We start from the raw sequence: 20,101 nt of genomic DNA on the forward strand, positions 1-20,101 counted from the left end.
CCACCAGGAGGAACCCCGTGGCCGCCGAGTCCGCCGCCCGTCCGGAGCCGGAGGTCCTCGCGGCCTTCGAGGCCACCAAGGGCTTCATGCCGGTCCACGAAGGGCTCGCCCTGTACGCCGCCGCCGTCGAGGCCGCCGCGCTGGGCCTGCCGCTCCTGGAGGTCGGCACGTACTGTGGACGGTCCGCGATCCTGCTGGCGGACGCCGCCCGTGCCGGCGGGGTGACGGCCCTGACCGTCGACCACCACCGGGGCAGCGAGGAGCAGCAACCGGGGTGGGAGTACCACGACCCGTCGGTGGTGGACCCGGAGATCGGTCTGATGGACACACTGCCGTCCTTCCGGCGCACCCTGCACCGGGCAGGGCTCGAGGAGCACGTGGTGGCGCTCGTCGGGCGGTCCCCGCAGGTCGCCGCCGTGTGGGGCGGGGAGCTCGGCCTCGTCTTCATCGACGGCGGGCACACCGACGAGCATGCGAACGGCGACTACGAGGGCTGGGCCCCGAAGGTCGCCGACGGCGGTCTGATGGTCATCCACGATGTGTTCCCGGACCCTGCGGACGGCGGCCAGGCCCCGTACCGCATCCACCGACGCGCCCTGGAATCAGGGGCGTTCACCGAGATCTCGGTGACGGACTCCCTGCGCGTATTGCGGCGTACGGGGCCGGGGATCTGAGGGGCGCGGATAGCATCGCGGCGTGCGTCACCAAGAGTTCCCTCCCCCTGCACCGCGCACGGGCCCGCTCCGCAGGCCCGTGTTCGCCGCCGCCCTGGCCGGCGTCTGCCTGACCGCCGCCGGGTGCGCGGGCGACGGCGGACCGGTCCCCGGCGCCGCGCCGCAGGCCGCGTCCCGTGCGGCGTCCTCGTCGCCGTCCCCCTTCCCCACGTCCTCGGCCCGCCGGCCGTCGGCCCCGGCCGCGAGCCCGTCCGCCGGGGCCACCTCCGCCCATCCCCTGCCACGGGGCCCGCTCACGGGCCGCACCGTGGTGATCGACCCCGGGCACAATCCGGGTAACCGCGACCACACCCGCGAGATCAGCAGCCAGGTGGACATCGGCACCGGGCGCAAGGAGTGCGACACCACGGGCACGGCCACCGACGCGGGGTACGCGGAAGCCCGGTTCACCCTCGACGTCTCCCGCCGGCTGCGCACCCTGCTGGAGGAGCGGGGCGCGAGGGTCGTCCTCACCCAGGACGGCGACCGCGCCTTCGGCCCCTGCGTCGACGAGCGGGCACGCATCGGCAACAAGGAGCGTGCGGACGCGGTGGTCTCGGTCCACGCGGACGGTTCCGCGACCGGGAACCGGGGATTCCACGTCATCCTCCCCGCAGCGGTGCACGGAGGAGCCGCGGACACCGCGAAGATCGTGGCCCCTTCGCGTGAACTCGGAGTGCGGATCGCGGGCCATTTCCTACGGGTCACCGGAAGTGCCCCGTCCAACTACATCGGCGGCAGCACCGGGCTGGACACCCGTGCTGATCTCGGCGGCCTGAATCTGTCGACCGTGCCCAAAGTGTTCGTCGAGTGCGGCAACATGCGTGATCCGGAGGACGCCGCCCTGCTCACCAGCGCGGGCTGGCGCCAGAAGGCGGCTCTCGGTATCGCCGAGGGCATCGGCAGCTACCTGCAGAGGTAGTTCCGTGGGGACGGTGGCAGCAGTGACAGCACCCGGGGCCGCCCGGGGCCGAGGGCCGGGCAGCACCCCAACCCGCCCGGGCAGACGATAGATTCATCCGTACGATGGGGAGCCGCCCCCGAGCTTCGCGCCGTACCCGCCGTTCAGGCGGCATCGACGGCCGCCCCGACGATACGACCGACTAAGGACCTTCACGTGAATATCCGCTCCCTCACTCGAGGCGACGGCGTGGTGATCGGAGCAGCGGTCGTGCTGTTCGTCGCCTCTTTCCTCGACCTCTCCGGCTACGACTGCCCCTCGGGCGTGGACTGCTCGGGCTACAGCGCGAACGCCTGGGACTCGCTCTCCGTCCTGATGGGCATCTACCTGGCCGGCATCATCGGCGCCGCGCTGCTGATCGTCAGCCGCGCGATGCCGGGCCGCAAGGTGGCCGGCTTCGAACTCGGCCAGTTCGGCGCCGCGTTCACCGTGTACTCCCTGTGGACGTTGTTCTGGACGATCATCGACGCCGGTGACGCGGGCGCCGGCCTGATCCTCGGGCTGCTGGCGGCTCTCGTGCTGGCCGGCGGCGCCGTGGCCACGCCGCTGGTTCCCGCGCTCAAGGCCCCGCTGCTGGGCGCACCGCGTCCGGCCGCCGTGCAGCCGGCCTACGGCCAGCAGCCCAGCCAGGGTTACGGCTACCCCGGCGCGCAGCAGCCCTTCGGCGCCCAGCCCGGCCAGCACCAGCCGTACGGTGCACAGCCCGGTCAGCCCGGTCAGCCGGAGCACCAGCAGGCGGCGCAGCAGGCCTCGCAGGGCGGTGCGGCGCCGGCACCGGCCGGCGACTTCACGCCCTTCTGGTTCGCGGTGCCGGTGGCGCGTCCGCTGTACGGCGAGGACGGCGCCCCCAACCCCATCGCCGAACTCGCCCCCGGTACCTGGTACCTCGCGGTCGAGCAGCGCGGTCCCGGGCTCATCGCCCAGACGCAGGACGGCCGTCGGGGCGTCCTCCAGGACACCACGGGCATCCAGCGCGGCTGAGCCGTCACGCCCGAGCGGCCCCCGCCCTGACGGCGGGGGCCGCTGTCGTGTCCGCGACACGTGGGCTCAGCCGAAGGACGACCTCTCCAGCCAGAAGTCCAGCAGCCCTCGGTCCCCCAGGACCTCCAGTCCGCCCTCGTCCGGCTTCTGCCTGCGGTTGAACGCCAGCATCAGTTCGGTCAGCGGGCCCCTGAGCACCACGGTCGCCTTCTCGTGGGCATGGCGCCAGGTGAAGCCGTGCTCGCCGAGGTCGATCAGCCACTCCGCTCCCGGCACATCCGTGGCATGCAGATGCAACGACCGCCCGGCGCCGCGCAGTTCGGCTGCTTCCGGGTCCCCCTGCGCCTGGGCGAAGGCGACGATCCGGAGCCATTCGGTGATGGTGTCGGAGGCCAGGTCGGGTGCCACCTCGTAGGCCGTGCCCGCGGCGAGGGCCGCGTCCGCCCGGTGGACCGCGGTCTCGTGGGCCATGCGCCGGGCCCAGAAGGCCGTCCGGCGTTCCCACGCCCAGGTCCAGACCTCGGTGTCCGGGCCCGCCTCCCGCAGGGCGTCCACCGTCGCGGCGGCGCCTGCGGCCAGCCATCGCGCCAGAGCGTCCGCGTCGTCACCCGACGGCCCCTCGGTGTCCGGGACCTGGTCGTCGGGGACCGCGTCGACTGCCCGGCGACGGACGATCTCACCGGCCCAGCGGTGCGCCCCTCCGACGTGGACGACGAGCTCGCGCACGTTCCATTCGGGGCAGGTGGGCACCCGACGGGTCAGGTCGGCGCCCTTGAGCAGTGCGCCCAACCGGTCCGTCTGGGCAAGGATTTCGTCGCAGTAGCGCGCATACGTGAGAGCGGTCATCCGCGCACCCTACGCGGCGCAGGACGGCCGCTTCAGCTCATCGTCCGCAGCGCCACGAGGAGCCGGTGAAGCGGGCACGGCGGGCCTCCCTGACCGGACATCTCACGGTGAGTGACGAAGGTCGGCGCTCGTCGCCGGGCTCGCCCGCGCGGAGGCGGCCCGCCACCCGGCGTACGTCGTACGGGTTTCACTCACGGTAAAGCGGTAACCCGGAGAACATGTCTCCCAGAACAGGCACAGGAAGCAGTACCGCCGCACGTGTCATAGCCGTCGTCGCGGACATCATGGCCTTCATCATCATTCTGTGGATCCTGATGTACCTGCTCGACGCCAACCGGGGCAACGACCTGGTCCAGTGGGTCCAGGACTCGGCCCGCTGGCTGGCCGGCTGGTCGCACGACCTGTTCACCTTCGACGAGGCGTGGGCGCGCGTCGTCACCGGGTACGGTCTGGCCGCCGCCGTCTATCTGTTGATCGGGCACGCCGTGGCGGGCCGGGTCCGCCGCTTCTGACGGTCGTCCCCTACCGGCAGCAGTCCGGCTCCAGCCCGGCCGGCAGCCGTTCGCCGCCGAAGACCGCGGTGGTCGCCTCGTCCCCCCCGAGCGCGGCCACCGCGAGCAGCAGTGATCCGGCGGTCCAGGTGGTGAGTTCCTCCGGCCATATGGCCGGCTCGCCCTCGAAGACGTAGCCCGTCCAGTAGAGGCCGCCGTCCGCCCGCAGGTGCTGGATGGACTGCAGGATCTGCAGGGCACGGTCCGACTCCCCCGTCACCCAGAGGGCCAGGGCCAGTTCGCAGCTCTCGCCGCCCGTCACCCAGGGGTTGGGAAGCACACAGCGCACGCCGAGCCCGGGTACGACGAAGCTGTCCCAGCCGTCCTTGATCCGCCGTGTCGCGTCGGGCCCGGTGACCGCTCCGCCGAGGACCGGGTAGTACCAGTCCATCGAGTAACGGCTCTTGTCCAGGAAGCGCTCGGGGTGGCTGCGGATCGCGTGGCCGAGCGCTCCGGCCGCCAACTCCCAGTCGGGCTGCGGTTCCTCGCGCTGCTCGGCCAGGGCCAGGGCGCAGCGCAGCGCCTGGTGGACGGAGGAGGAACCGGTCAGCAGGGCGTCGGTGACGGGTGTGCCGTCGGCTTCGCGCTTCCAGCCGATCTGGCCGCCGGGCTGCTGGAGCCGCAGCACGAATTCGACGGCGGCGTAGACCGTCGGCCACATCCGGTCGGCGAACGCGTCGTCGCCGGTGGCGAGGTAGTGGTGCCAGACGCCCACGGCCACGTAGGCGCAGAAGTTGGTCTCGCGGCTCAGGTCGGTGGGCCGGTCGGCGTCGCCGTCGTGGTACGCGGCGTACCAGGAACCGTCCGCGTTCTGGTGGCGGGCCAGCCATGCGTAGGCACGGGCGGCCGCCTCGTGCTCTCCGGCCGCGTCCAGTGCCATGGCCGCCTCGGTGTGGTCCCACGGATCGAGGTGGTGGCCGCGGAACCAGGGCAGCGCCCCGTCCTCCCGCTGCACGGCGAGCAGCGCGGCCACGGTCTCGGCGGCCTGATCGGCGGTGAGGACCCCGGGCAGGACGAGGTGTTCGGTCCGCTCGGGCGTGCTCACGCCTCGGCCTTCGGGAGGTGCGGCTTGGTCGCGTACGCCACGAAGCTCTTGCCGACGACCGGGTTCAGCAGTTGCTCGGTGACGCGGGTGACCAGGGGCTTCTTCATGATGTCCCAGACCAGCAGCTTGTGGTACGCCCGCACCGGGAGCGCCGCGTCCTTGCCGTCGCGGCCCACGCCGAACGCGCACTTCAGCCACCAGTACGGGCTGTGGAGCGCGTGCGCGTGATGGGTGCCGTAGGGCTTGAGTCCGGCCTCCCGGATCTTGCCGAGGAGTTCGTCGGCCCTGTAGATCCGGATGTGGCCGCCCTCGACCTCGTGGTACGCGTCGGAGAGCGTCCAGCAGACCTTCTCGGGGCCGTAGCGGGGCACGGTGATCGCGATCCGGCCGCCGGGCTTCAGTACGCGGACCATCTCGGCGAGCACTCCCTTGTCGTCCGGGATGTGCTCCATGACCTCGGAGATGATCACGACGTCGAAGGACGCGTCGGGGAACGGCAGGTTGAGCGCGTCGCCCTCCATCGCGGTGGCGGTCGCGCCCGCGGGTGCCTCACCGGCCTCCTTCATCGCGGCGAACCACTTCGCGACCTCGCGGATCTCCTCGCCGTTCTGGTCGAGGGCCACCACCTGGGCGCCGCGCCGGTAGCACTCGAAGGCGTGCCGGCCGGCGCCGCAGCCCAGATCGAGCACCCGGTCGCCGGCGGCGAGCGGGAAGCGGGTGAAGTCGACGGTCAGCACGGGGGCCTGCCTTCGATGTCGGAGGTACGGATTGCGGGAGCCACGGGGACGCTCACCTGCGCGCCCCACGGGCGGCGATCGACTGACGGTACAGCTCGACGGTACCGACGGCGGCCCTGGCCCAGGTGAAGTTGGCCAACACCCGGGCGCGGCCGGCCTCACCGAGGCGGGCCCGCAGTTCACCGTCACCGAGCAGCCGGCCGAGCGCGGCGGACAGGGCCTCCGCGTCGCCGGGCGGCACGGCGAGGCAGGTCTCGCCGTCGGGTCCGGCGACCTCGGGGATGGCGCCGCCGGTGGTGGCCACCAGGGGGGTCCCGGTCGCCATGGCCTCGGCGGCGGGCAGCGAGAAGCCCTCGTACAGCGAGGGGACGCAGGAGACCTGGGCGCTGCGGACCAGGCCGACGAGTTCGGCGTCGCTGATGCCCTTGACGAACTCGACGGCGTCCTCGAGTCCGAAGCGCTCGATGGCCTGGGCGACGGGGCCGCGCTCGGCGCGCTTGCCGACGACCACGAGGTGCGCGGCCGGGTTCTCGGTGCGGAGCTTGGCGAGGGCCTCCACGAGGTGGACGAGGCCCTTGAGCGGGACGTCCGCGCTGGAGGTGGTGACGATCCGGCCGGGGACCTCGGCGACCGAGGGGTCGGGCGACCAGAGGTCGGTGTCGGCCCCGATGTGCACGACGCGGATACGGTCCCGGCGCACCCCGAGGTGCTCGACGATCTCCTGCTGTGAGGAGCCGGAGACGGTGAGGACGGAGGGAAGACGGCGGGCGACGCGCTTCTGCATGCGGGTGAAGCCGTACCAGCGGCGTACCGACAGCCGGCGGCGTACCGACTCCGCGGCGGCCAGGTCCAGTTGGCGGTCGACCGTGATCGGGTGGTGGATGGTGGTGACGAGGGGCGCGCCGAGGTTCCCGAGCAGGCCGTAGCCGAGCGTCTGGTTGTCGTGCACGACGTCGAAGTCGCCGCGCCTGGCGAGGAGATGGCGCCGGGCCCGCAGGCTGAAGGTGAGGGGCTCGGGGAAGCCGCCGGTCCACATGGTGGCGACCTCGGCGAGGTCGATCCAGTCGCGGTACTCGCCGCGTCCCGGTGTGCGGAACGGGTCGGGGTGGCGGTAGAGGTCGAGGCTCGGCAGTTCGGTGAGCGGGACGCCCTCGTCGAGTACGGGGTAGGGCTGGGCGCCGATCACTTCGACGCTGTGGCCGAGCCGGGCCAGTTCGCGGCCGAGGTGGCGGACGTAGACGCCCTGGCCGCCGCAGAAAGGGTTCCCCTTGTAGGTCAGGAGCGCTATGCGCAACGGCCGGTCTCCGTCGGCGCCGGACGCGCCGCCGCCCGCGAAGGGGCCCGTTTCTATGGCCTCAGCGGTCACACTCGGCCCCCTTCTCACTGCGTTTTCGCCGGAGCGTAACCGGTCGCGCTAATCTAGAACAAGTTTCAGACTCGTCGGTTCAACCCACATCGAATCTACCGGCAGGTAGCGTCGGTGTGACGGCCGGATCAGGTGATTCGTGCCACGGCATCACCCTGGCATGCTGTGCGCGCCCGGCAACCGGGGCCCGGCCGGACAGGGAACCGGTTCTCCCTTTGTGGATGGGGACAGATGACAGCGGAAGCCAGGCCGGCGGAGCCTCCCCTGACCGAACGCCAGGAAGCCCGCCGCCGCAGCATTCTGCAGGCCGGTGCCCAGCTCGCGGGGCGGGGCGGTTTCGAGGCGGTGCAGATGCGTGAGGTGGCGGAGGCCGCCGGGGTCGCCCTGGGCACGCTGTACCGCTACTTCCCGTCCAAGGTCCACCTCCTGGTCGCGCTCATGCAGGACCAGCTCCAGCACCTGCACGTCACGCTCCGCAGGCAGCCGCCCGCCGGTGACGACGCCGCCCGGCGGGTCGCCGACACGCTGATGCTGGCCTTCCGGGCACTCCAGCGCGATCCGCATCTGGCGGATGCCATGGTGCGGGCGCTGACCTTCGCCGACCGGGGGGTGAGCCCCGAGGTGGACGCCGTGTCCCGGCTGACGACGGCGATCGTCCTGGACGCCATGGGGGTGGACGACCCCACGCAGGAGCAGCTGTCAGTGGTGCGCGTCATCGAGCACACCTGGCACTCGGCGTTGATCACCTGGCTGTCGGGCCGGGAGTCGATCGCGCAGGTGAAGGGGGACATCGAGACGGTGTGCGGGCTGATCGACCTGTCGGCCGGCAGCCGTTCCCGCGCGGATCGGGCGGATCAGGCCGGGTCCTCGTAGTCGCCCTTGACGCCCGCCGGCAGCCGGCAGCCGTCCTCGACCGCCGTGAGGGACACCGTCCGCCCCCGCGTGGAGCCCTCCCCGGCGTGGTACCGGGCGTACAGCTTCCAGTTGCGCTTGGCGAGGGTGCGGTAGGTGACCTCGTGATCGGTGTGACTGGAGACGATCTCCCAGTCGTGCTGCCGCAGCCGCAGCACCGTCGCCTCGAAGGCGCCGTCGGCGTCCGCCTCGGGCGCGTCGCCCGTCCAGGGCGCGACGCACTGCTGCCAGTCACCCCTGGGCAGTCCGGCGGTGGAGGTGTCACCGGGCGGGAGCCCGCCGGCCCGGGCGAAGCCGGCTATCTCGTCGGCGACCGTCCGTGTGGTGAACGGCGGTGTGGGTTCCGGGGAGGGAGCGGTGGCGCTCTCACTCTCCCCGACGATGCCGCAGCCCGCCGTCACCGTCATGAATCCGGTCGCCACGGCAGCGGCGGCCACTCTCCTGCTTCTGCGCACTGACGCTTCCCACTCAGGTCGTTCCTTCCCACGGGCACGCGCCCGTGTGGCCCCCGCCGGAGTTTCGCACGGGCCCTGACCTGCTGGGAAGGCCCTTGCGCCGGAGCGTGCGGCTGTCCGCCCGAAGGCGGCCCGGGGTGCCCCGGTAGAGTGGGCGGGTCGTCATCATGCCCGTACAGGGGGAAGCCGGTGCGAATCCGGCGCCGACCCAACCCCTACGCGCTCGGCTCAGCTCGAGCAGGGGAAACCCCATTCGAGAGGCCCGGCCCGCCATGTCCGTACGCCGCCGCGCGGCAGCGCTCGCGCTCACCGCCGTGCTCTGTGGAGCGGCCGCCCCGGTGGCGGCCGCCGCGCCGTCCCCGTCCCCGTCCCCGTCCACACCTGGCCTTCCGGCGGGGCTGTACGGCAGCAAGGACCCGACGTACGACGGGGTGTGGCGCCAGTCGCTGGCCTTCCTCGCCCAGAAGGTCGAGCTGGTCACGCCCGCCACGCAGTCGGTGGACTGGCTCGTCGGCCAGCAGTGCGACAGCGGGGCCTTCGCCGCGTACCGCGACGCCTCCGAGCCCTGCGACTCCACGACGGTCGCGGACACCAACGCCACGGCGGCCGCGGTCCAGGCCCTGGTCGAGCTGGCCGCGCACCGCGAGGTCGTGGACAACGGGGTCAGCTGGCTGAAGTCCGTGCAGAACGAGGACGGCGGCTGGGGCTACCACGCGGGCAGCCCGAGCGACGCCAACTCCACCGGTGTCGTGGCCGGGGCACTGGCGCGGGCGGGTGTGCCGCTCGCCGAGGTCACCACGGCGGGCGGGAAGACTCCGTACACGGCGCTGCAGACCTTCGCGCTGCCCTGCGGGGGCGAGGACGGCGGGGCGTTCGCCTACCAGCCGGACAAGGACGGCAGGCTCGCCGCCAACGCGGACGCCACGGCGGCCGCGGTCATCGGCGCGATGGGCAAGGGCATGGCCTCGGGGAACTACAACGTGGCGAAGGCCCCCGTCTGTCACGAGGGCGACGGCCTCACCCCCGAGCAGTCCGCACAGAACGGGGCCCACTACCTGGCGCGGACACTCGCCGGGTCGGGACACCTGGACCTGCCGCCGATGCCGGGCGCCGAGGAGTCAGCCCCGCAGCCCGACTTCGGGAACACCGCGGACGCGGTCGTGGCGCTCGCGGCGTCCGGCCACAAGGACAAGGCGGCCGGAGCGGTCGCGTATCTGGAGAAGCACGCGCAGGGCTGGGCGAAGGAGGGTGGCCCCGCCGCCACCGCCCAGCTGGTGCTGGCGGCCCACGCGACCGGCACCGACGCCCGTGACTTCGGTGGCGTCGACCTCGTCAGGCAGCTCAACGCCACGGGTCCGGCGCCCGCCGCCACCGCCGTGCCCTCGCCGACCGCGACGGCACCGGACAAGCCCGCGGACACCAGCAGCGACGACGAGGGGCTCGGCCTCTGGTGGATCATCGGCATCGGTCTCGCCTTCGGCGCGGGCATCGGCTTCCTGCTCAGCGGACGCCGGAAGAACCAGCAGCTGTGAGGCGCCCGCTGAGGAAGGCGGCACTGCTTCTCCTCCTCGGTGCCGTCCTGGCGGGGCTGGGCGCGGGGAGCGCGCAGGCAGCCGGTTACCGCTACTGGTCGTTCTGGGAGGGCGACGGCGGGAAGGGCTGGACGTACGCCACCCAGGGGCCTTCCGTCGTCCGGCCCGACGACGGCGCGGTGCAGGGTTTCCGCTTCTCGGTGAGCGAGGACTCCCAGGACTCGGCGCAGCCGCGCCGCGCACCGGACTTCGGGCGCGTCTGCGCGGCCACCCCGGCGAAGGACGGCCTCAAGCGGATCGCGCTGGTCATCGACCCGGGTACGCCGGCGGACGCGCCGGACGGTGAGAAGCCGCCCGCGCTGCGCACCGCCTGTGCCCAGGTCGCGCCGGACGCGAGCACGGCCGACGCCCTCGCCGCGGTGGCGAAGCCGCTGCGGTACGACAGCTCCGCGATGCTCTGCGCGATCACGGGCTATCCGCGCTCGGGCTGCGGCGAACAGACCGGCGGGGACCCCGCCGCCTCGGAGCCCGGCGATCCGGCCGCGGCGTCGACGGCCGACGCGGGCACCTCCGACGAGGACGGCGGCCCGTCGGCCGGTGTGCTCACCGGTGTCGGCGCGGTGCTCGTCCTGGGTGTCGCCGCTGTGCTGCGGGCCCGCCGCCGCCGATGACCCGCTCCACCGGCCCGGCCCGGCTCCACCCTGCCCTGCGCGCCCCCGAGGCCGGCCGGGGCAACGCGCTTCCGGCCGGGGCCTGGTGGCTGTGGGCACTCGGGCTGGCGACCGCCGCGTCCCGTACGACCAACCCGTTGCTGCTCGGCCTGCTGGTGGGTGTGGCCGGCTACGTGGTGGCGGCGCGCCGTACGGACGCGCCATGGGCCCGTTCGTACGGGATGTTCATCAGGATCGGGTTGTTCGTCGTCGCCGCGCGGCTGGTGTTCTCCGTCGTCCTCGGCTCCTCCGTCCCCGGCACGCACACCCTGTTCACGATGCCCGGGGTGCCGCTGCCCGACTGGGCACAGGGGGTCGGTATCGGCGGGCGGGTCACGGCGGAGCAGCTGGTGTTCGCGCTGTACGAGGGTGCGAAGCTGGCCACGCTGCTGATCTGCGTCGGCGCCGCGAACGCGCTGGCCAACCCGGCCCGGTTGCTGAAATCCCTGCCCGGCGCCCTGTACGAGGTGGGGGTGGCCGTCGTCGTCGCGATGACGTTCGCGCCGAACATGGTCGCCGACGTCGCGCGGTTGCGGACGGCACGCAGACTGCGCGGCCGTCCGACCGGCGGGATCGGGGCGGTGCTCCAGATCGGGCTGCCGGTGCTGGAGGGCGCGCTGGAGCGTTCGGTGGCCGTCGCCGCGTCGATGGACGCGCGGGGGTACGGGCGCACCGCGCAGGTTCCGCCCGCCGTCCGCCGCACCACGCATGTGCTCACCCTGGGCGGCCTGCTGGGGGTCTGCGCGGGGACGTACGGGCTGCTGGCCGCGCAGGGCGCCGTGCACGGGCTGCCGTTGCTGCTGGCCGGGCTGGTCGCGGCGATGGCCGGGCTCCGGCTAGGCGGGCGCCGCTCGGTCCGTACCCGCTACCGCCCGGACCGCTGGGGCGTACGGGCCTGGCTCGTCGCCGCCTCGGGCGCGTTCGTCGCGGCCGCGATGGTCTGGGCGACCGCCACGGACCCGGGGGCCCTGCACCCCGGTGTCGTACCGCTGACCGCCCCCGTACTCCCGCTGTGGCCGGCCGCCGCCGTACTGGTCGGGCTGCTGCCCGCCGTGGTGGCGCCGCTGCCCCCTTCCCCCTCGGACTCCAAGGAGCGCTCATGATCCGGTTCGAGCACGTGTCGGTGCGCTACGAGGGCGCCGAGCACCCCACCCTGTCCGGGGTCGACCTCACGATCCCCGAGGGCGAACTGGTGCTGGTCGTCGGCCCGTCCGGTGTCGGCAAGTCGACTCTGCTGGGTGCGGTGTCCGGTCTCGTGCCGCACTTCACGGGCGGCGTGCTGACCGGCCGGGTCACGGTCGGCGGCCGTGACACCCGTACCCACAAGCCCCGCGAGCTGGCCGACCTGGTCGGCACGGTGGGCCAGGACCCGCTCGCCCACTTCGTCACGGACACCGTCGAGGACGAGCTGGCGTACGGCATGGAGTCGCTGGGCCTCGCACCTGACGTGATGCGGCGCCGGGTCGAGGAGACGCTGGACCTGCTGGGACTCGCCGAGCTGCGTGACCGGCCGATCGCCACGCTCTCCGGGGGCCAGCGGCAACGCGTCGCGATCGGCTCGGTCCTCACCCCGCACCCCAGGGTCCTGGTCCTGGACGAGCCGACGTCCGCCCTGGACCCGGCGGCGGCCGAAGACGTCCTGGCGGTCCTCCAGCGGCTGGTGGACGACCTGGGCACGACGGTGCTGATGGCCGAACACCGGCTGGAGCGCGTGGTGCAGTACGCCGACCAGGTCCTCCTGCTGCCCGCGTCCGGCGTCGCCCCGGTGATGGGCGCGCCCGCCGACATCATGGCGCTCTCGCCCGTCCGGCCTCCGGTGGTGGCCCTGGGCCGGCTGGTGGGCTGGGATCCGCTGCCGCTGTCGGTGCGCGACGCCCGGCGCCGGGCGGGGGACCTGCGGGAGCGGCTGGCCGGTGTGCGTCCGCCGGCACGCACCGCCCCGGCGGACGCCGCGGTGGCCCCACTCCCCGCTCGGGCCGTCTCCCGCCCCGGTTTCCTGGGTCGGCTGTTCGGCCGTCGTCCGGACGCGGCCCCCGTGGAGCCCCTGGTCCAGGACCCGGTCGCCCGGGTCGAGGGACTCGGGGTGCGCCACGGACGTGTCCAGGCGCTGCGCGGTCTGACGCTGTCCGTCTCGCCGGGCGAGACGGTGGCGCTGATGGGCCGCAACGGCGCGGGCAAGTCGACCCTGCTGACGACGCTGGTCGGCACGACCGAACCGACCACGGGTTCGGTCCTCGTCGGCGGACTGCAGCCGTCCCGTACGGCGCCACGCACCATGGCACGCCGGGTCGGACTCGTGCCGCAGGAACCACGCGACCTGCTGTACGCCGACACCGTCGCCGCCGAGTGCGCGGCGGCGGACTCCGACGCGGACGCGCCCGCGGGCAGTTGCCGGGCCCTGGTCTCCGAGCTGCTGCCCGGTGTGCCGGACGAGACCCACCCCCGTGATCTGTCCGAGGGGCAGCGCCTCGCCCTCGCCCTCGCCCTCGTCCTGACCGCCCGGCCCCCGCTCCTCCTCCTGGACGAGCCGACGCGTGGCCTGGACTACGCGGCGAAGGCCCGGCTCGTCGGCGTACTGCGGAGGCTGGCCGCGGAGGGGCACGCCATCGTCCTGGCCACCCATGACGTGGAGCTGACGGCGGAGCTGGCCGACCGGGTGGTGATCCTCGCCGACGGCGAGGCCGTGGCCGACGGACCGACCCGGCAGGTCGTGGTCTCCTCCCCCGCGTTCGCCCCGCAGACGTCGAAGATCCTGGCGCCGCGTGAGTGGCTGACGGTGTCGCAGGTGCGGACGGCTCTGGAGGACCTCGTATGACGGCCGGGTCCGGCCGCCCGGTGCGGCTCGGCCCGCACGCCGTCGCCGCGCTCGTGCTGATCAGCGCGGTCGGACTGGTCGGGTTCGGCTGGCCGCTGCTGGCGGGCGCCGACTCCGGTCTCGCCCACGCGCAGGACGCGCCGTGGCTGTTCGCCGTCCTGCTCGTCCTGCTCGTCGGGGTGGTCCTCGCGACGATCGCGGACTCGGGTCTGGACGCGAAGGCCGTCGCGATGCTCGGCGTCCTCGCGGCGGTCGGGGCGGCGCTGCGTCCGCTGGGCGCGGGTACGGCCGGACTGGAGCCGATGTTCTTCCTGATGGTGCTGAGCGGCCGGGTGCTGGGCCCCGGCTTCGGATTCGTGCTCGGCTCGGTCACGATGTTCGCCTCGGCCCTGCTCACGGGCGGGGTCGGGCCGTGGATGCCGTTCCAGATGCTGTCGATGGGCTGGTTCACCATGGGCGCCGGTCTGCTCCCCGGCCCGGAGCGGCTGCGAGGCCGGGGCGAGCTGCTGGTGCTGACGGGGTACGGCTTCCTCGCCGCGTTCGCGTACGGCACGGTGATGAACCTGTACGGCTGGACGATCGTGCCGGGGCTCGGCTCGGGAATCTCCTTCGTCGCGGGTGACCCGCTGCACGAGAACCTGGTCCGCTTCCTCGCCTACTGCACCGCCACCTCGCTCGGCTGGGACCTGGGCCGCGCCGTCCTCACCGTGGCGCTGACGGTGACCGTCGGGCCCACGCTGCTGAGAGCCCTGCGCCGGGCCACCCGCCGCGCCGCGTTCGACGCGCGGGCGGACTTCGAGGTCCGGGCGGACTGATCATTCGGCCAGCGCGTGCTGCGCGGCGAGCCTGACGGGGGCGTTCCTGGCGCCGTATCCGTCGTATCCGCCGCCGCGCTCGACGAGTTCGAAGAAGACGCGGCCGGTCGTCACGGTGTAGCAGTGCCGGAACTCCCCCTTCTCGTCGCGGTCGTAGAGGATGCCCAGGTCCCGGTAGGTCTCCAGCTCGCCCGGGGCGAATGCGTGGTGCGCGGCCAGGTCGTCGTAGTAGTTCGCGGGAACCGGCAGCATCCGGGCGCCTGCCGCGAGGGCCCGACGGACCGTGGTGACGAGGTCGTCGGTGACCAGGGCGACGTGCTGGGGCCTCCCTCCGCGGGCCGGATCCTCCGTGGGGGACGCGCCCACGCCGAGGGCGATGCGCACGGTGCCGTCCTCGTTGCTGACGGCCCGGCTGCGGAGCAGGCCGTACGGGTCGGCGAGGTCGACGCTCGCGTGCGGGCGGAGACCGAGGACGCCGCGGTGGAAGAGGGTCGCCTCGTCGAAGTGGTGCCAGGGCTGGGTCAGCGCGACATGGTCGACGCGGGTGACCCCGATCGGGGCGGGGGTGTGCGGGGCGGACGCGAAGTCCCCGGTCCACCCGGCGCGCACGGGATGGCCGGTGTCGTCGGGGCCTGCGGTCCGCTCGGTGACGCAGAAGAAGAATTCGGTGCCGTCGGGTGCGGCCACCGCGTCCAGCGGGGCGTCGCCGGGGGCACGGCGCCGGGGCAGGACGGGCGCGAGCAGCGACTCGGCCCGCGCGGAGGCTCCCGTGGGGTCGGGGCTCTCCAGGCCCACCGCGGTGAGCGAGGGCTCCGGGCGGTGGATGCCGGTGTCGGTGTTGATCAGGATGCGGGCCTCGCCCTGTTCCCAGAGGTCCACCGGCTTGCCGGAGTGCCTGGCTGTGCGCGCGAAGCCCAGCGCGGTCAGCAGGGGCGCGATCCTGGCGGCGTCGGCCGTGGCGATCTCCACGAAGGCGAAACCGGTGGGCACGACCGGCGCCGGAGGCGCGATCAGCCCCGCCGACTCCTGGAGGAGTGTCAGCGAGCGCCGGGCGTCGATCGCGGTACGGCCCGCGTCCGCCTGGCGGAAGACGTCGTTGAACACCTCCAGCGAGAGGGGTCCGTCGTATCCGGCACGGACGGCGGCGCGCACCAGCCCGGTGACGTCGAGGTCGCCCTGGCCGGGGAAGCAGCGGTGGTGGCGGCTCCACTGCAACACGTCCAGGGCCATCTGCGGGGCGTCTGCGAGTTGCAGGAAGAAGATCCTGTCACCGGGGATGTCCTCGATCCCGGTGACGTCGGATCCCCTGGCCAGGATGTGGAAGCTGTCCAGGCAGACCCCGAGGGCGGGATGGTTCGCGGCCTCGACGATGCGCCAGGCGTGCTCGTAGGTGCTGACGTGACGGCCCCAGGCCAGCGCCTCGTACGCGACCCGGATGCCCGACTCCTGTGCGAGGTCCGCCAGCCGGCGCAGCTGCTCGGCGGCGAGGGCGTCGTCGTCGACGGCGTACGGCGACACGCTGGAGCAGACCAGTACGGTGTCCGCGCCGAGCCGCCGCATCAGCCGGAACTTGTGCTCGGCGCGCCGCAGATTCCGGGCGAACTCGTCGGCGGGGACGGCCTCGATGTCGCGCATGGGCTGGAAGAGATCGATCGTCAGGCCGAGATCCGCCGCCCGCTCCCCGATCTCCTCGGGGCTCAGCGGACTCCCGATCAGGTCGTTCTCGAAGATCTCGACGCCGTCGAAACCCGCGCGCGCTGCCGCGGCGAGTTTCTCGGTGAGCGTTCCGCTGAGCGAGACGGTGGCGATGGACGTACGCATGTCGGTCCTCCTGCGGGCTTCAGCGCGTGGACGTGAGATCGGCGATGTCGGCGAGCATGCGGGCGGTGTCGGGTTCGCGGCCGGTGAAGAGACGGAAGGAGTCGGCGGCCTGGAAGGCGGCCATGCCCCCGCCGTCGAGAGTGGGGCAGCCAAGGGCCCGGGCGGTGCGGACGAGTGTGGTCTCCAGCGGCCGGTAGACGACCTCGGCGACCCACAGTCCGGGATGCAGCAGGTCGGCGGGGAGCGGGAGTCCGGGGTGTGCGGCCATGCCGATGGGTGTGGCGTTGACCAGACCATCGGCGTCCGCCGTCCGTCCCGCGATGTCCAGGAGGTCCGCGGCGGCGGCCCGGCCGGGGCCGAAGTGGTGGTTCAGGGACTCCGCGAGGGCCGCCGCCCGGTCCGGCATGGCGTCCAGCACGGTGAGCCGGCCGGCGCCGAGGGCGAGGAGGGCGTGGCCGACCGCGGCGCCGGCACCGCCCGCCCCCAGCTGCACGACCCGGTCCAGCGGGGCGTCCGGCAGACCGCGGGCGAAGGAGGCGGCGAAACCGGTCGCGTCGGTGTTGTGGCCGATCGCGAGATCGCCCTCGAAGACCACGGTGTTCACCGCGCCGAGGGCCTCGGCATGCGGTGAGAGCGCGTCGAGGTGGGCGAGGACCTGCTGTTTGCAGGGGTGGGTGACGTTGAGGCCGTCGTACCCCATGTCACGTGCGGAGCGGACGAGTTCACCGGTCTTCTCCGGCGGGACACCGAGCGTGCCGATGTCGATGAGGCGGTAGAGGTAGCGCAGCCCCTGCCGGTCCGCTTCGCGTTCGTGGAGCGCCGGGCTCAGCGAGGGCCCGATACCGGAGCCGATGAGTCCGACGAGATACGAGTCCGGGCTCACCGGTTCTCCTCCAGGAGCTTCGCGAGGTGGGTGAGGGCCAGGGCGTATCCATGGGCGCCCGCCCCGCAGATGACGGTGTCGGCGACGGCCGAGACGTAACTGTGGTGACGGAAGGCCTCGCGCCGGTGGATGTTCGAGAGGTGGACCTCCACGACGGGCAGCTCCACGGCGGCGAGCGCGTCACGCACGGCGACCGAGGTGTGGCTGTACCCGGCGGGGTTGATCACGATGCCCCGGTGCGCGGTGCGGGCTTCATGGATGGCGTCGACGAGCACACCCTCATGGTTGCTCTGCCGGCAGTCGGCGCGCAGCCCGTGGGCCGCCGCGGTGCTCCGGCAGAGCTCGTCGATGCCGGCCAGGGTGTCCTCGCCGTACACCTCGGGCTCGCGCAGGCCGAGCAGATTGAGATTCGGCCCGTTCAGCACGAGGACGGAGACGCCGGTCGGCGGGACCGGGGGGTTCGGCATCGCTCACTCCCGTTGATGTGACGGCTCAATGTACGGACTGGTTAGTTAGTCATACCCAAAGACGACCTCCCAGGGAAGACCCCGGGCCGAAACGGCCACCCGGGGCGTGTTCCGAAAGTCCCGCCCGCCCTTCGGGCGGACGGCGCCACTTTCGAAGCACGCCCTAGAATCGCGGGCACGCACCGCCTGCCGCGAAGGATCCGGATGACCAGCACCGAAGGACCCGCCCAGCCCGCCGTGCGTACCCGCGACTCGGCGCGCACCAAGGCCGAGATCCTGACCGTGGCGACGCGGGAATTCGCCCGCCTCGGTTACGCGGGCGCCCGGGTCGACGAGATCGCCGCCCGCACCCGCACGACGAAGCGGATGATCTACTACTACTTCGGCGGCAAGGAGCAGCTGTTCACCGCCGTCCTGGAGCGCGCGTACACCAGGATCCGGGAGGCCGAACAGCTGCTGGACGTCGAGCACCTGGACCCCGTGGCGGCGGTCCGCCGACTGGCCGAGGTGACCTTCGACCACCACGAGGACCACCCGGACTTCATCCGCCTGGTCAGCATCGAGAACATCCACGAGGCCGAACACATCGCCGCATCCGCAGAGTTGAGCCGCATCAGCTCCCCGGCTATCGAGGTCCTGCGGCGCATTCTCGACACGGGGCGCGCGTCGGGGCTGTTCACGGCCGACGTCGACGCCGTGGATCTGCACGCGATGATCAGCTCGTTCTGCTTCTTCCGCATCGCCAACAGGCACACCTTCGGCGCCCTCTTCGGCCGCGACCTGGTGGACGCGGGCCGGCGCGAGCACTACCGGACCATGCTCGGCGACATGATCATCGCCTACCTCACGGCCGACCGGGCGGCGTAGGGCCCGGACGGTGCGGCCCGGCGACCGGGCGGGCGGGACCGGCCGGGACTTTTCGGGAGCATCGGGGCCGGATGTCCGCACGGGCCCGGATCCGATCCTGCGCGAACTCTTGACAGGGGCGACAACTGCTCGCAGCATCCGTAGCCATCCGCAACTAACTACCTAGTGCGTTAATTAGCCGGGTCCGCTCGCCCTCCCCCGCACGGAACGTCCCCGAAGGAGCCCGACGTGACCGCTCACGACCCTTCCGCCGGTCCCCCGCCCCAGCCGCAGGCACAGCCCCGTAAAGCCGCGCTCGCCGCCTGGATCGGCAGCGCGCTGGAGTACTACGACTTCTTCATCTACGGCAGCGCGGCGGCGCTGATCTTCCCCAAGGTCTTCTTCGACGAGTCCGATCCCGCGAACGCGACCCTGCTGTCGCTGGCCACCTTCGGCGTCGCCTACGCGGCCCGCCCGGTCGGCGCGCTCTTCCTCGGACACGTCGGGGACCGGCTCGGCCGCAAGAAGATCATGGTCTTCACGCTGATGCTGATGGGCGTATCGACGTTCCTCATCGGCTGTCTGCCCACCCGGGACCAGATCGGCGTGGCCGCACCCGTCCTGCTCGTCGTCCTGCGGATCATGCAGGGCATCTCCGCGGCGGGCGAACAGGCCAGCGCCAACTCCATGAGCCTGGAACACGCGCCCTCGCACCGCCGCGGCTACTTCACCAGCTTCACCATCAACGGGACCCAGGCAGGCCAGCTGATCGCGACCCTGGCCTTCATCCCGGTCGCCGCCCTGCCCGAGGAACAGCTCCTCTCCTGGGGATGGCGCATCCCGTTCTGGCTGAGCGTCGTGGTCGCGGTCACCGGGTACGTCATCCGCCGCACCCTGGAGGAGACCCCGGTCTTCACCAAGCAGGCGGCCACCGAGGGTGTGGCGAAGATGCCGCTGGCCGTGCTGCTGCGCGACCACTGGGCCGATGTGCTGCGGGTCGTCGCGGCCTCCGTGATCGCCACCGTCAGCACGATCTTCACCGTCTGGGCGCTGTCGTACGCGACGAGTGACGCCGTCGGCCTGAGCCGCACCGGCATGCTGTGGGTGGGCGCGCTGGCCAACGTGGTCGCCCTGTTCACCATTCCGCTGTGGGCCCGGCTCTCCGACCGCGTCGGACGCCGTCCGGTGTTCCTCGTCGGCGCCGTCGGCAGCGCGGTGGTGATGCCTCTGTACCTGTGGGCGATCTCCACCGGCAGCTATCCGCTGGTACTGATCCTCGGGGTGCTGGTCTTCGGCGTCGTCTACAGCGCGGCCAACGGCATCTGGCCCTCCTTCTACGCCGAGATGTTCCCCACCCGGGTCAGGCTCTCGGGCATGGCGATCGGCACCCAGACCGGCTTCGCCATCGCCGGATTCGCCGTCGCCTTCGCCTCGCAGATCGCCGGGCCCGACGGCGACAACTGGGCCGGTGTCGCCCTCTTCGCCGCCGCGCTCTGTGTGCCGCCTGTCGTCGCGGCCCTGAGCGCCCGCGAGACGGCTCACGTGGAGACGGAGAAGCTCGGGGAGAGGAGCGACGAGGTTCCCGCGAAGGCCGGAGCGCCGGCCGGGGCCTGATCCCCGTGCCGGCGCCGCACGGGAGCGGCCC

At 72.8% G+C, this 20,101-nt stretch carries 20 protein-coding genes; 12 read left to right on the forward strand and 8 right to left on the reverse strand.

The window, feature by feature from the left end; genetic code table 11:
• Window positions 1–17: 17 nt before the first annotated feature.
• The 3 genes from ACFYSH_RS23325 to ACFYSH_RS23335 all read left to right on the forward strand — a co-directional run bounded on the left by ACFYSH_RS23325 (window position 18) and on the right by ACFYSH_RS23335 (window position 2,655).
• Window positions 18–674, forward strand: coding sequence for a class I SAM-dependent methyltransferase (locus tag ACFYSH_RS23325; RefSeq protein ID WP_359471291.1), 657 nt, complete (start codon window positions 18–20; stop codon window positions 672–674).
• Window positions 675–696: 22 nt separating this feature from the next.
• A complete protein-coding gene (locus tag ACFYSH_RS23330; RefSeq protein WP_388754901.1) occupies window positions 697–1,635 on the forward strand; it encodes an N-acetylmuramoyl-L-alanine amidase in 939 nt (312 codons plus the stop codon).
• Window positions 1,636–1,830: 195 nt separating this feature from the next.
• The gene (locus ACFYSH_RS23335) at window positions 1,831–2,655 is read left to right on the forward strand and encodes a hypothetical protein (RefSeq protein WP_359471289.1); all 825 of its coding nucleotides are present in this window, start codon (window positions 1,831–1,833) and stop codon (window positions 2,653–2,655) included.
• Between the two features lie 66 nt (window positions 2,656–2,721).
• On the opposite strand, the gene ACFYSH_RS23340 is transcribed toward ACFYSH_RS23335, so the two are convergent.
• Window positions 2,722–3,501, reverse strand: coding sequence for a maleylpyruvate isomerase family mycothiol-dependent enzyme (locus ACFYSH_RS23340; protein ID WP_359471287.1), 780 nt, complete (start codon window positions 3,499–3,501; stop codon window positions 2,722–2,724).
• A gap of 218 nt (window positions 3,502–3,719) precedes the next feature.
• Between ACFYSH_RS23340 and ACFYSH_RS23345 the strand changes: the two genes are divergently transcribed.
• Entirely contained in the window at window positions 3,720–4,013 is a 294-nt protein-coding gene (locus ACFYSH_RS23345) for a hypothetical protein (RefSeq protein ID WP_359471285.1), read from the forward strand.
• 10 nt (window positions 4,014–4,023) lie between these two features.
• Here ACFYSH_RS23345 and ACFYSH_RS23350 read toward each other — a convergent pair whose 3' ends face one another.
• The 3 genes from ACFYSH_RS23350 to ACFYSH_RS23360 are packed head-to-tail and all read right to left on the reverse strand — an operon-like array spanning window position 4,024 to window position 7,200.
• The gene (locus tag ACFYSH_RS23350) at window positions 4,024–5,097 is read right to left on the reverse strand and encodes a prenyltransferase (RefSeq protein WP_359471283.1); all 1,074 of its coding nucleotides are present in this window, start codon (window positions 5,095–5,097) and stop codon (window positions 4,024–4,026) included.
• On the reverse strand, window positions 5,094–5,996 hold the full coding sequence (locus tag ACFYSH_RS23355) for a class I SAM-dependent methyltransferase (RefSeq protein ID WP_388754905.1): 903 nt from the start codon (window positions 5,994–5,996) through the stop codon (window positions 5,094–5,096). The genes ACFYSH_RS23350 and ACFYSH_RS23355 overlap by 4 nt, the downstream gene beginning before the upstream one ends.
• Entirely contained in the window at window positions 5,887–7,200 is a 1,314-nt protein-coding gene (locus ACFYSH_RS23360; RefSeq protein ID WP_359471279.1) for a glycosyltransferase family 4 protein, read from the reverse strand. The genes ACFYSH_RS23355 and ACFYSH_RS23360 overlap by 110 nt, the downstream gene beginning before the upstream one ends.
• Before the next feature lie 231 nt (window positions 7,201–7,431).
• Here ACFYSH_RS23360 and ACFYSH_RS23365 point away from each other — a divergent pair, with 231 nt between their 5' ends.
• Entirely contained in the window at window positions 7,432–8,073 is a 642-nt protein-coding gene (locus ACFYSH_RS23365) for a TetR family transcriptional regulator (protein ID WP_359471277.1), read from the forward strand.
• Here the strand turns inward: ACFYSH_RS23365 and ACFYSH_RS23370 are convergent.
• The gene (locus ACFYSH_RS23370; protein WP_359471275.1) at window positions 8,055–8,549 is read right to left on the reverse strand and encodes a hypothetical protein; all 495 of its coding nucleotides are present in this window, start codon (window positions 8,547–8,549) and stop codon (window positions 8,055–8,057) included. The genes ACFYSH_RS23365 and ACFYSH_RS23370 overlap by 19 nt on opposite strands.
• Window positions 8,550–8,839: 290 nt before the next feature.
• Here ACFYSH_RS23370 and ACFYSH_RS23375 point away from each other — a divergent pair, with 290 nt between their 5' ends.
• Genes ACFYSH_RS23375 through ACFYSH_RS23395 form a run of 5 tightly spaced genes read left to right on the forward strand, consistent with a single transcriptional unit; the run spans window position 8,840 to window position 14,439 of the window.
• Window positions 8,840–10,099, forward strand: a complete 1,260-nt coding sequence (locus ACFYSH_RS23375) for a prenyltransferase/squalene oxidase repeat-containing protein (protein ID WP_359471273.1) — start codon at window positions 8,840–8,842, stop codon at window positions 10,097–10,099.
• Window positions 10,096–10,770, forward strand: coding sequence for an SCO2322 family protein (locus tag ACFYSH_RS23380; RefSeq protein ID WP_359471271.1), 675 nt, complete (start codon window positions 10,096–10,098; stop codon window positions 10,768–10,770). Before ACFYSH_RS23375 ends, ACFYSH_RS23380 begins: the two co-directional genes overlap by 4 nt.
• Window positions 10,767–11,912: an energy-coupling factor transporter transmembrane protein EcfT gene (locus ACFYSH_RS23385; protein WP_359471269.1), complete on the forward strand. Its 1,146-nt coding sequence runs from the start codon at window positions 10,767–10,769 to the stop codon at window positions 11,910–11,912. Before ACFYSH_RS23380 ends, ACFYSH_RS23385 begins: the two co-directional genes overlap by 4 nt.
• On the forward strand, window positions 11,909–13,624 hold the full coding sequence (locus ACFYSH_RS23390; protein WP_359471267.1) for an ATP-binding cassette domain-containing protein: 1,716 nt from the start codon (window positions 11,909–11,911) through the stop codon (window positions 13,622–13,624). Before ACFYSH_RS23385 ends, ACFYSH_RS23390 begins: the two co-directional genes overlap by 4 nt.
• Entirely contained in the window at window positions 13,621–14,439 is an 819-nt protein-coding gene (locus tag ACFYSH_RS23395; RefSeq protein ID WP_359471265.1) for an ECF transporter S component, read from the forward strand. The genes ACFYSH_RS23390 and ACFYSH_RS23395 overlap by 4 nt, the downstream gene beginning before the upstream one ends.
• Here the strand turns inward: ACFYSH_RS23395 and ACFYSH_RS23400 are convergent, their stop codons facing one another.
• The 3 genes from ACFYSH_RS23400 to aroQ are packed head-to-tail and all read right to left on the reverse strand — an operon-like array spanning window position 14,440 to window position 17,610.
• Complete coding sequence (locus ACFYSH_RS23400) at window positions 14,440–16,260, reverse strand: bifunctional sugar phosphate isomerase/epimerase/4-hydroxyphenylpyruvate dioxygenase family protein (protein ID WP_388754912.1); 1,821 nt, start codon at window positions 16,258–16,260, stop codon at window positions 14,440–14,442.
• 19 nt (window positions 16,261–16,279) lie between these two features.
• Window positions 16,280–17,143, reverse strand: coding sequence for a shikimate dehydrogenase (locus ACFYSH_RS23405; RefSeq protein ID WP_359471261.1), 864 nt, complete (start codon window positions 17,141–17,143; stop codon window positions 16,280–16,282).
• Window positions 17,140–17,610 (reverse strand): type II 3-dehydroquinate dehydratase, encoded by a 471-nt coding sequence (gene aroQ / locus ACFYSH_RS23410; RefSeq protein ID WP_359471259.1) that lies wholly within the window; start codon window positions 17,608–17,610, stop codon window positions 17,140–17,142. Before aroQ ends, ACFYSH_RS23405 begins: the two co-directional genes overlap by 4 nt.
• Before the next feature lie 204 nt (window positions 17,611–17,814).
• On the opposite strand from aroQ, the gene ACFYSH_RS23415 reads away from it, so the two are divergent.
• Together ACFYSH_RS23415 and ACFYSH_RS23420 are read left to right on the forward strand one after the other, a co-directional pair.
• Entirely contained in the window at window positions 17,815–18,477 is a 663-nt protein-coding gene (locus ACFYSH_RS23415) for a TetR family transcriptional regulator (protein ID WP_359471257.1), read from the forward strand.
• 228 nt (window positions 18,478–18,705) lie between these two features.
• Window positions 18,706–20,070 (forward strand): MFS transporter, encoded by a 1,365-nt coding sequence (locus tag ACFYSH_RS23420; RefSeq protein WP_359471255.1) that lies wholly within the window; start codon window positions 18,706–18,708, stop codon window positions 20,068–20,070.
• Window positions 20,071–20,101 lie beyond the last annotated feature (31 nt).

The sequence above is a fragment of the Streptomyces sp. NPDC005791 genome (assembly GCF_042871485.1).
Lineage (GTDB): Bacteria > Actinomycetota > Actinomycetes > Streptomycetales > Streptomycetaceae > Streptomyces.

What these genes read in the sequence shown, in the direction of transcription:
- ACFYSH_RS23340 (WP_359471287.1), bottom strand. Translation starts at nt 3,501, where the DNA reads ATGACCGCTCTCACGTATGCGCGCTACTGCGACGAAATCCTTGCCCAG.
- ACFYSH_RS23345 (WP_359471285.1), top strand. Translation starts at nt 3,720, where the DNA reads ATGTCTCCCAGAACAGGCACAGGAAGCAGTACCGCCGCACGTGTCATA.
- ACFYSH_RS23365 (WP_359471277.1), top strand. Translation starts at nt 7,432, where the DNA reads ATGACAGCGGAAGCCAGGCCGGCGGAGCCTCCCCTGACCGAACGCCAG.
- ACFYSH_RS23375 (WP_359471273.1), top strand. Translation starts at nt 8,840, where the DNA reads ATGTCCGTACGCCGCCGCGCGGCAGCGCTCGCGCTCACCGCCGTGCTC.
- ACFYSH_RS23385 (WP_359471269.1), top strand. Translation starts at nt 10,767, where the DNA reads ATGACCCGCTCCACCGGCCCGGCCCGGCTCCACCCTGCCCTGCGCGCC.
- ACFYSH_RS23390 (WP_359471267.1), top strand. Translation starts at nt 11,909, where the DNA reads ATGATCCGGTTCGAGCACGTGTCGGTGCGCTACGAGGGCGCCGAGCAC.
- ACFYSH_RS23395 (WP_359471265.1), top strand. Translation starts at nt 13,621, where the DNA reads ATGACGGCCGGGTCCGGCCGCCCGGTGCGGCTCGGCCCGCACGCCGTC.
- ACFYSH_RS23400 (WP_388754912.1), bottom strand. Translation starts at nt 16,260, where the DNA reads ATGCGTACGTCCATCGCCACCGTCTCGCTCAGCGGAACGCTCACCGAG.
- aroQ (WP_359471259.1), bottom strand. Translation starts at nt 17,610, where the DNA reads ATGCCGAACCCCCCGGTCCCGCCGACCGGCGTCTCCGTCCTCGTGCTG.
- ACFYSH_RS23415 (WP_359471257.1), top strand. Translation starts at nt 17,815, where the DNA reads ATGACCAGCACCGAAGGACCCGCCCAGCCCGCCGTGCGTACCCGCGAC.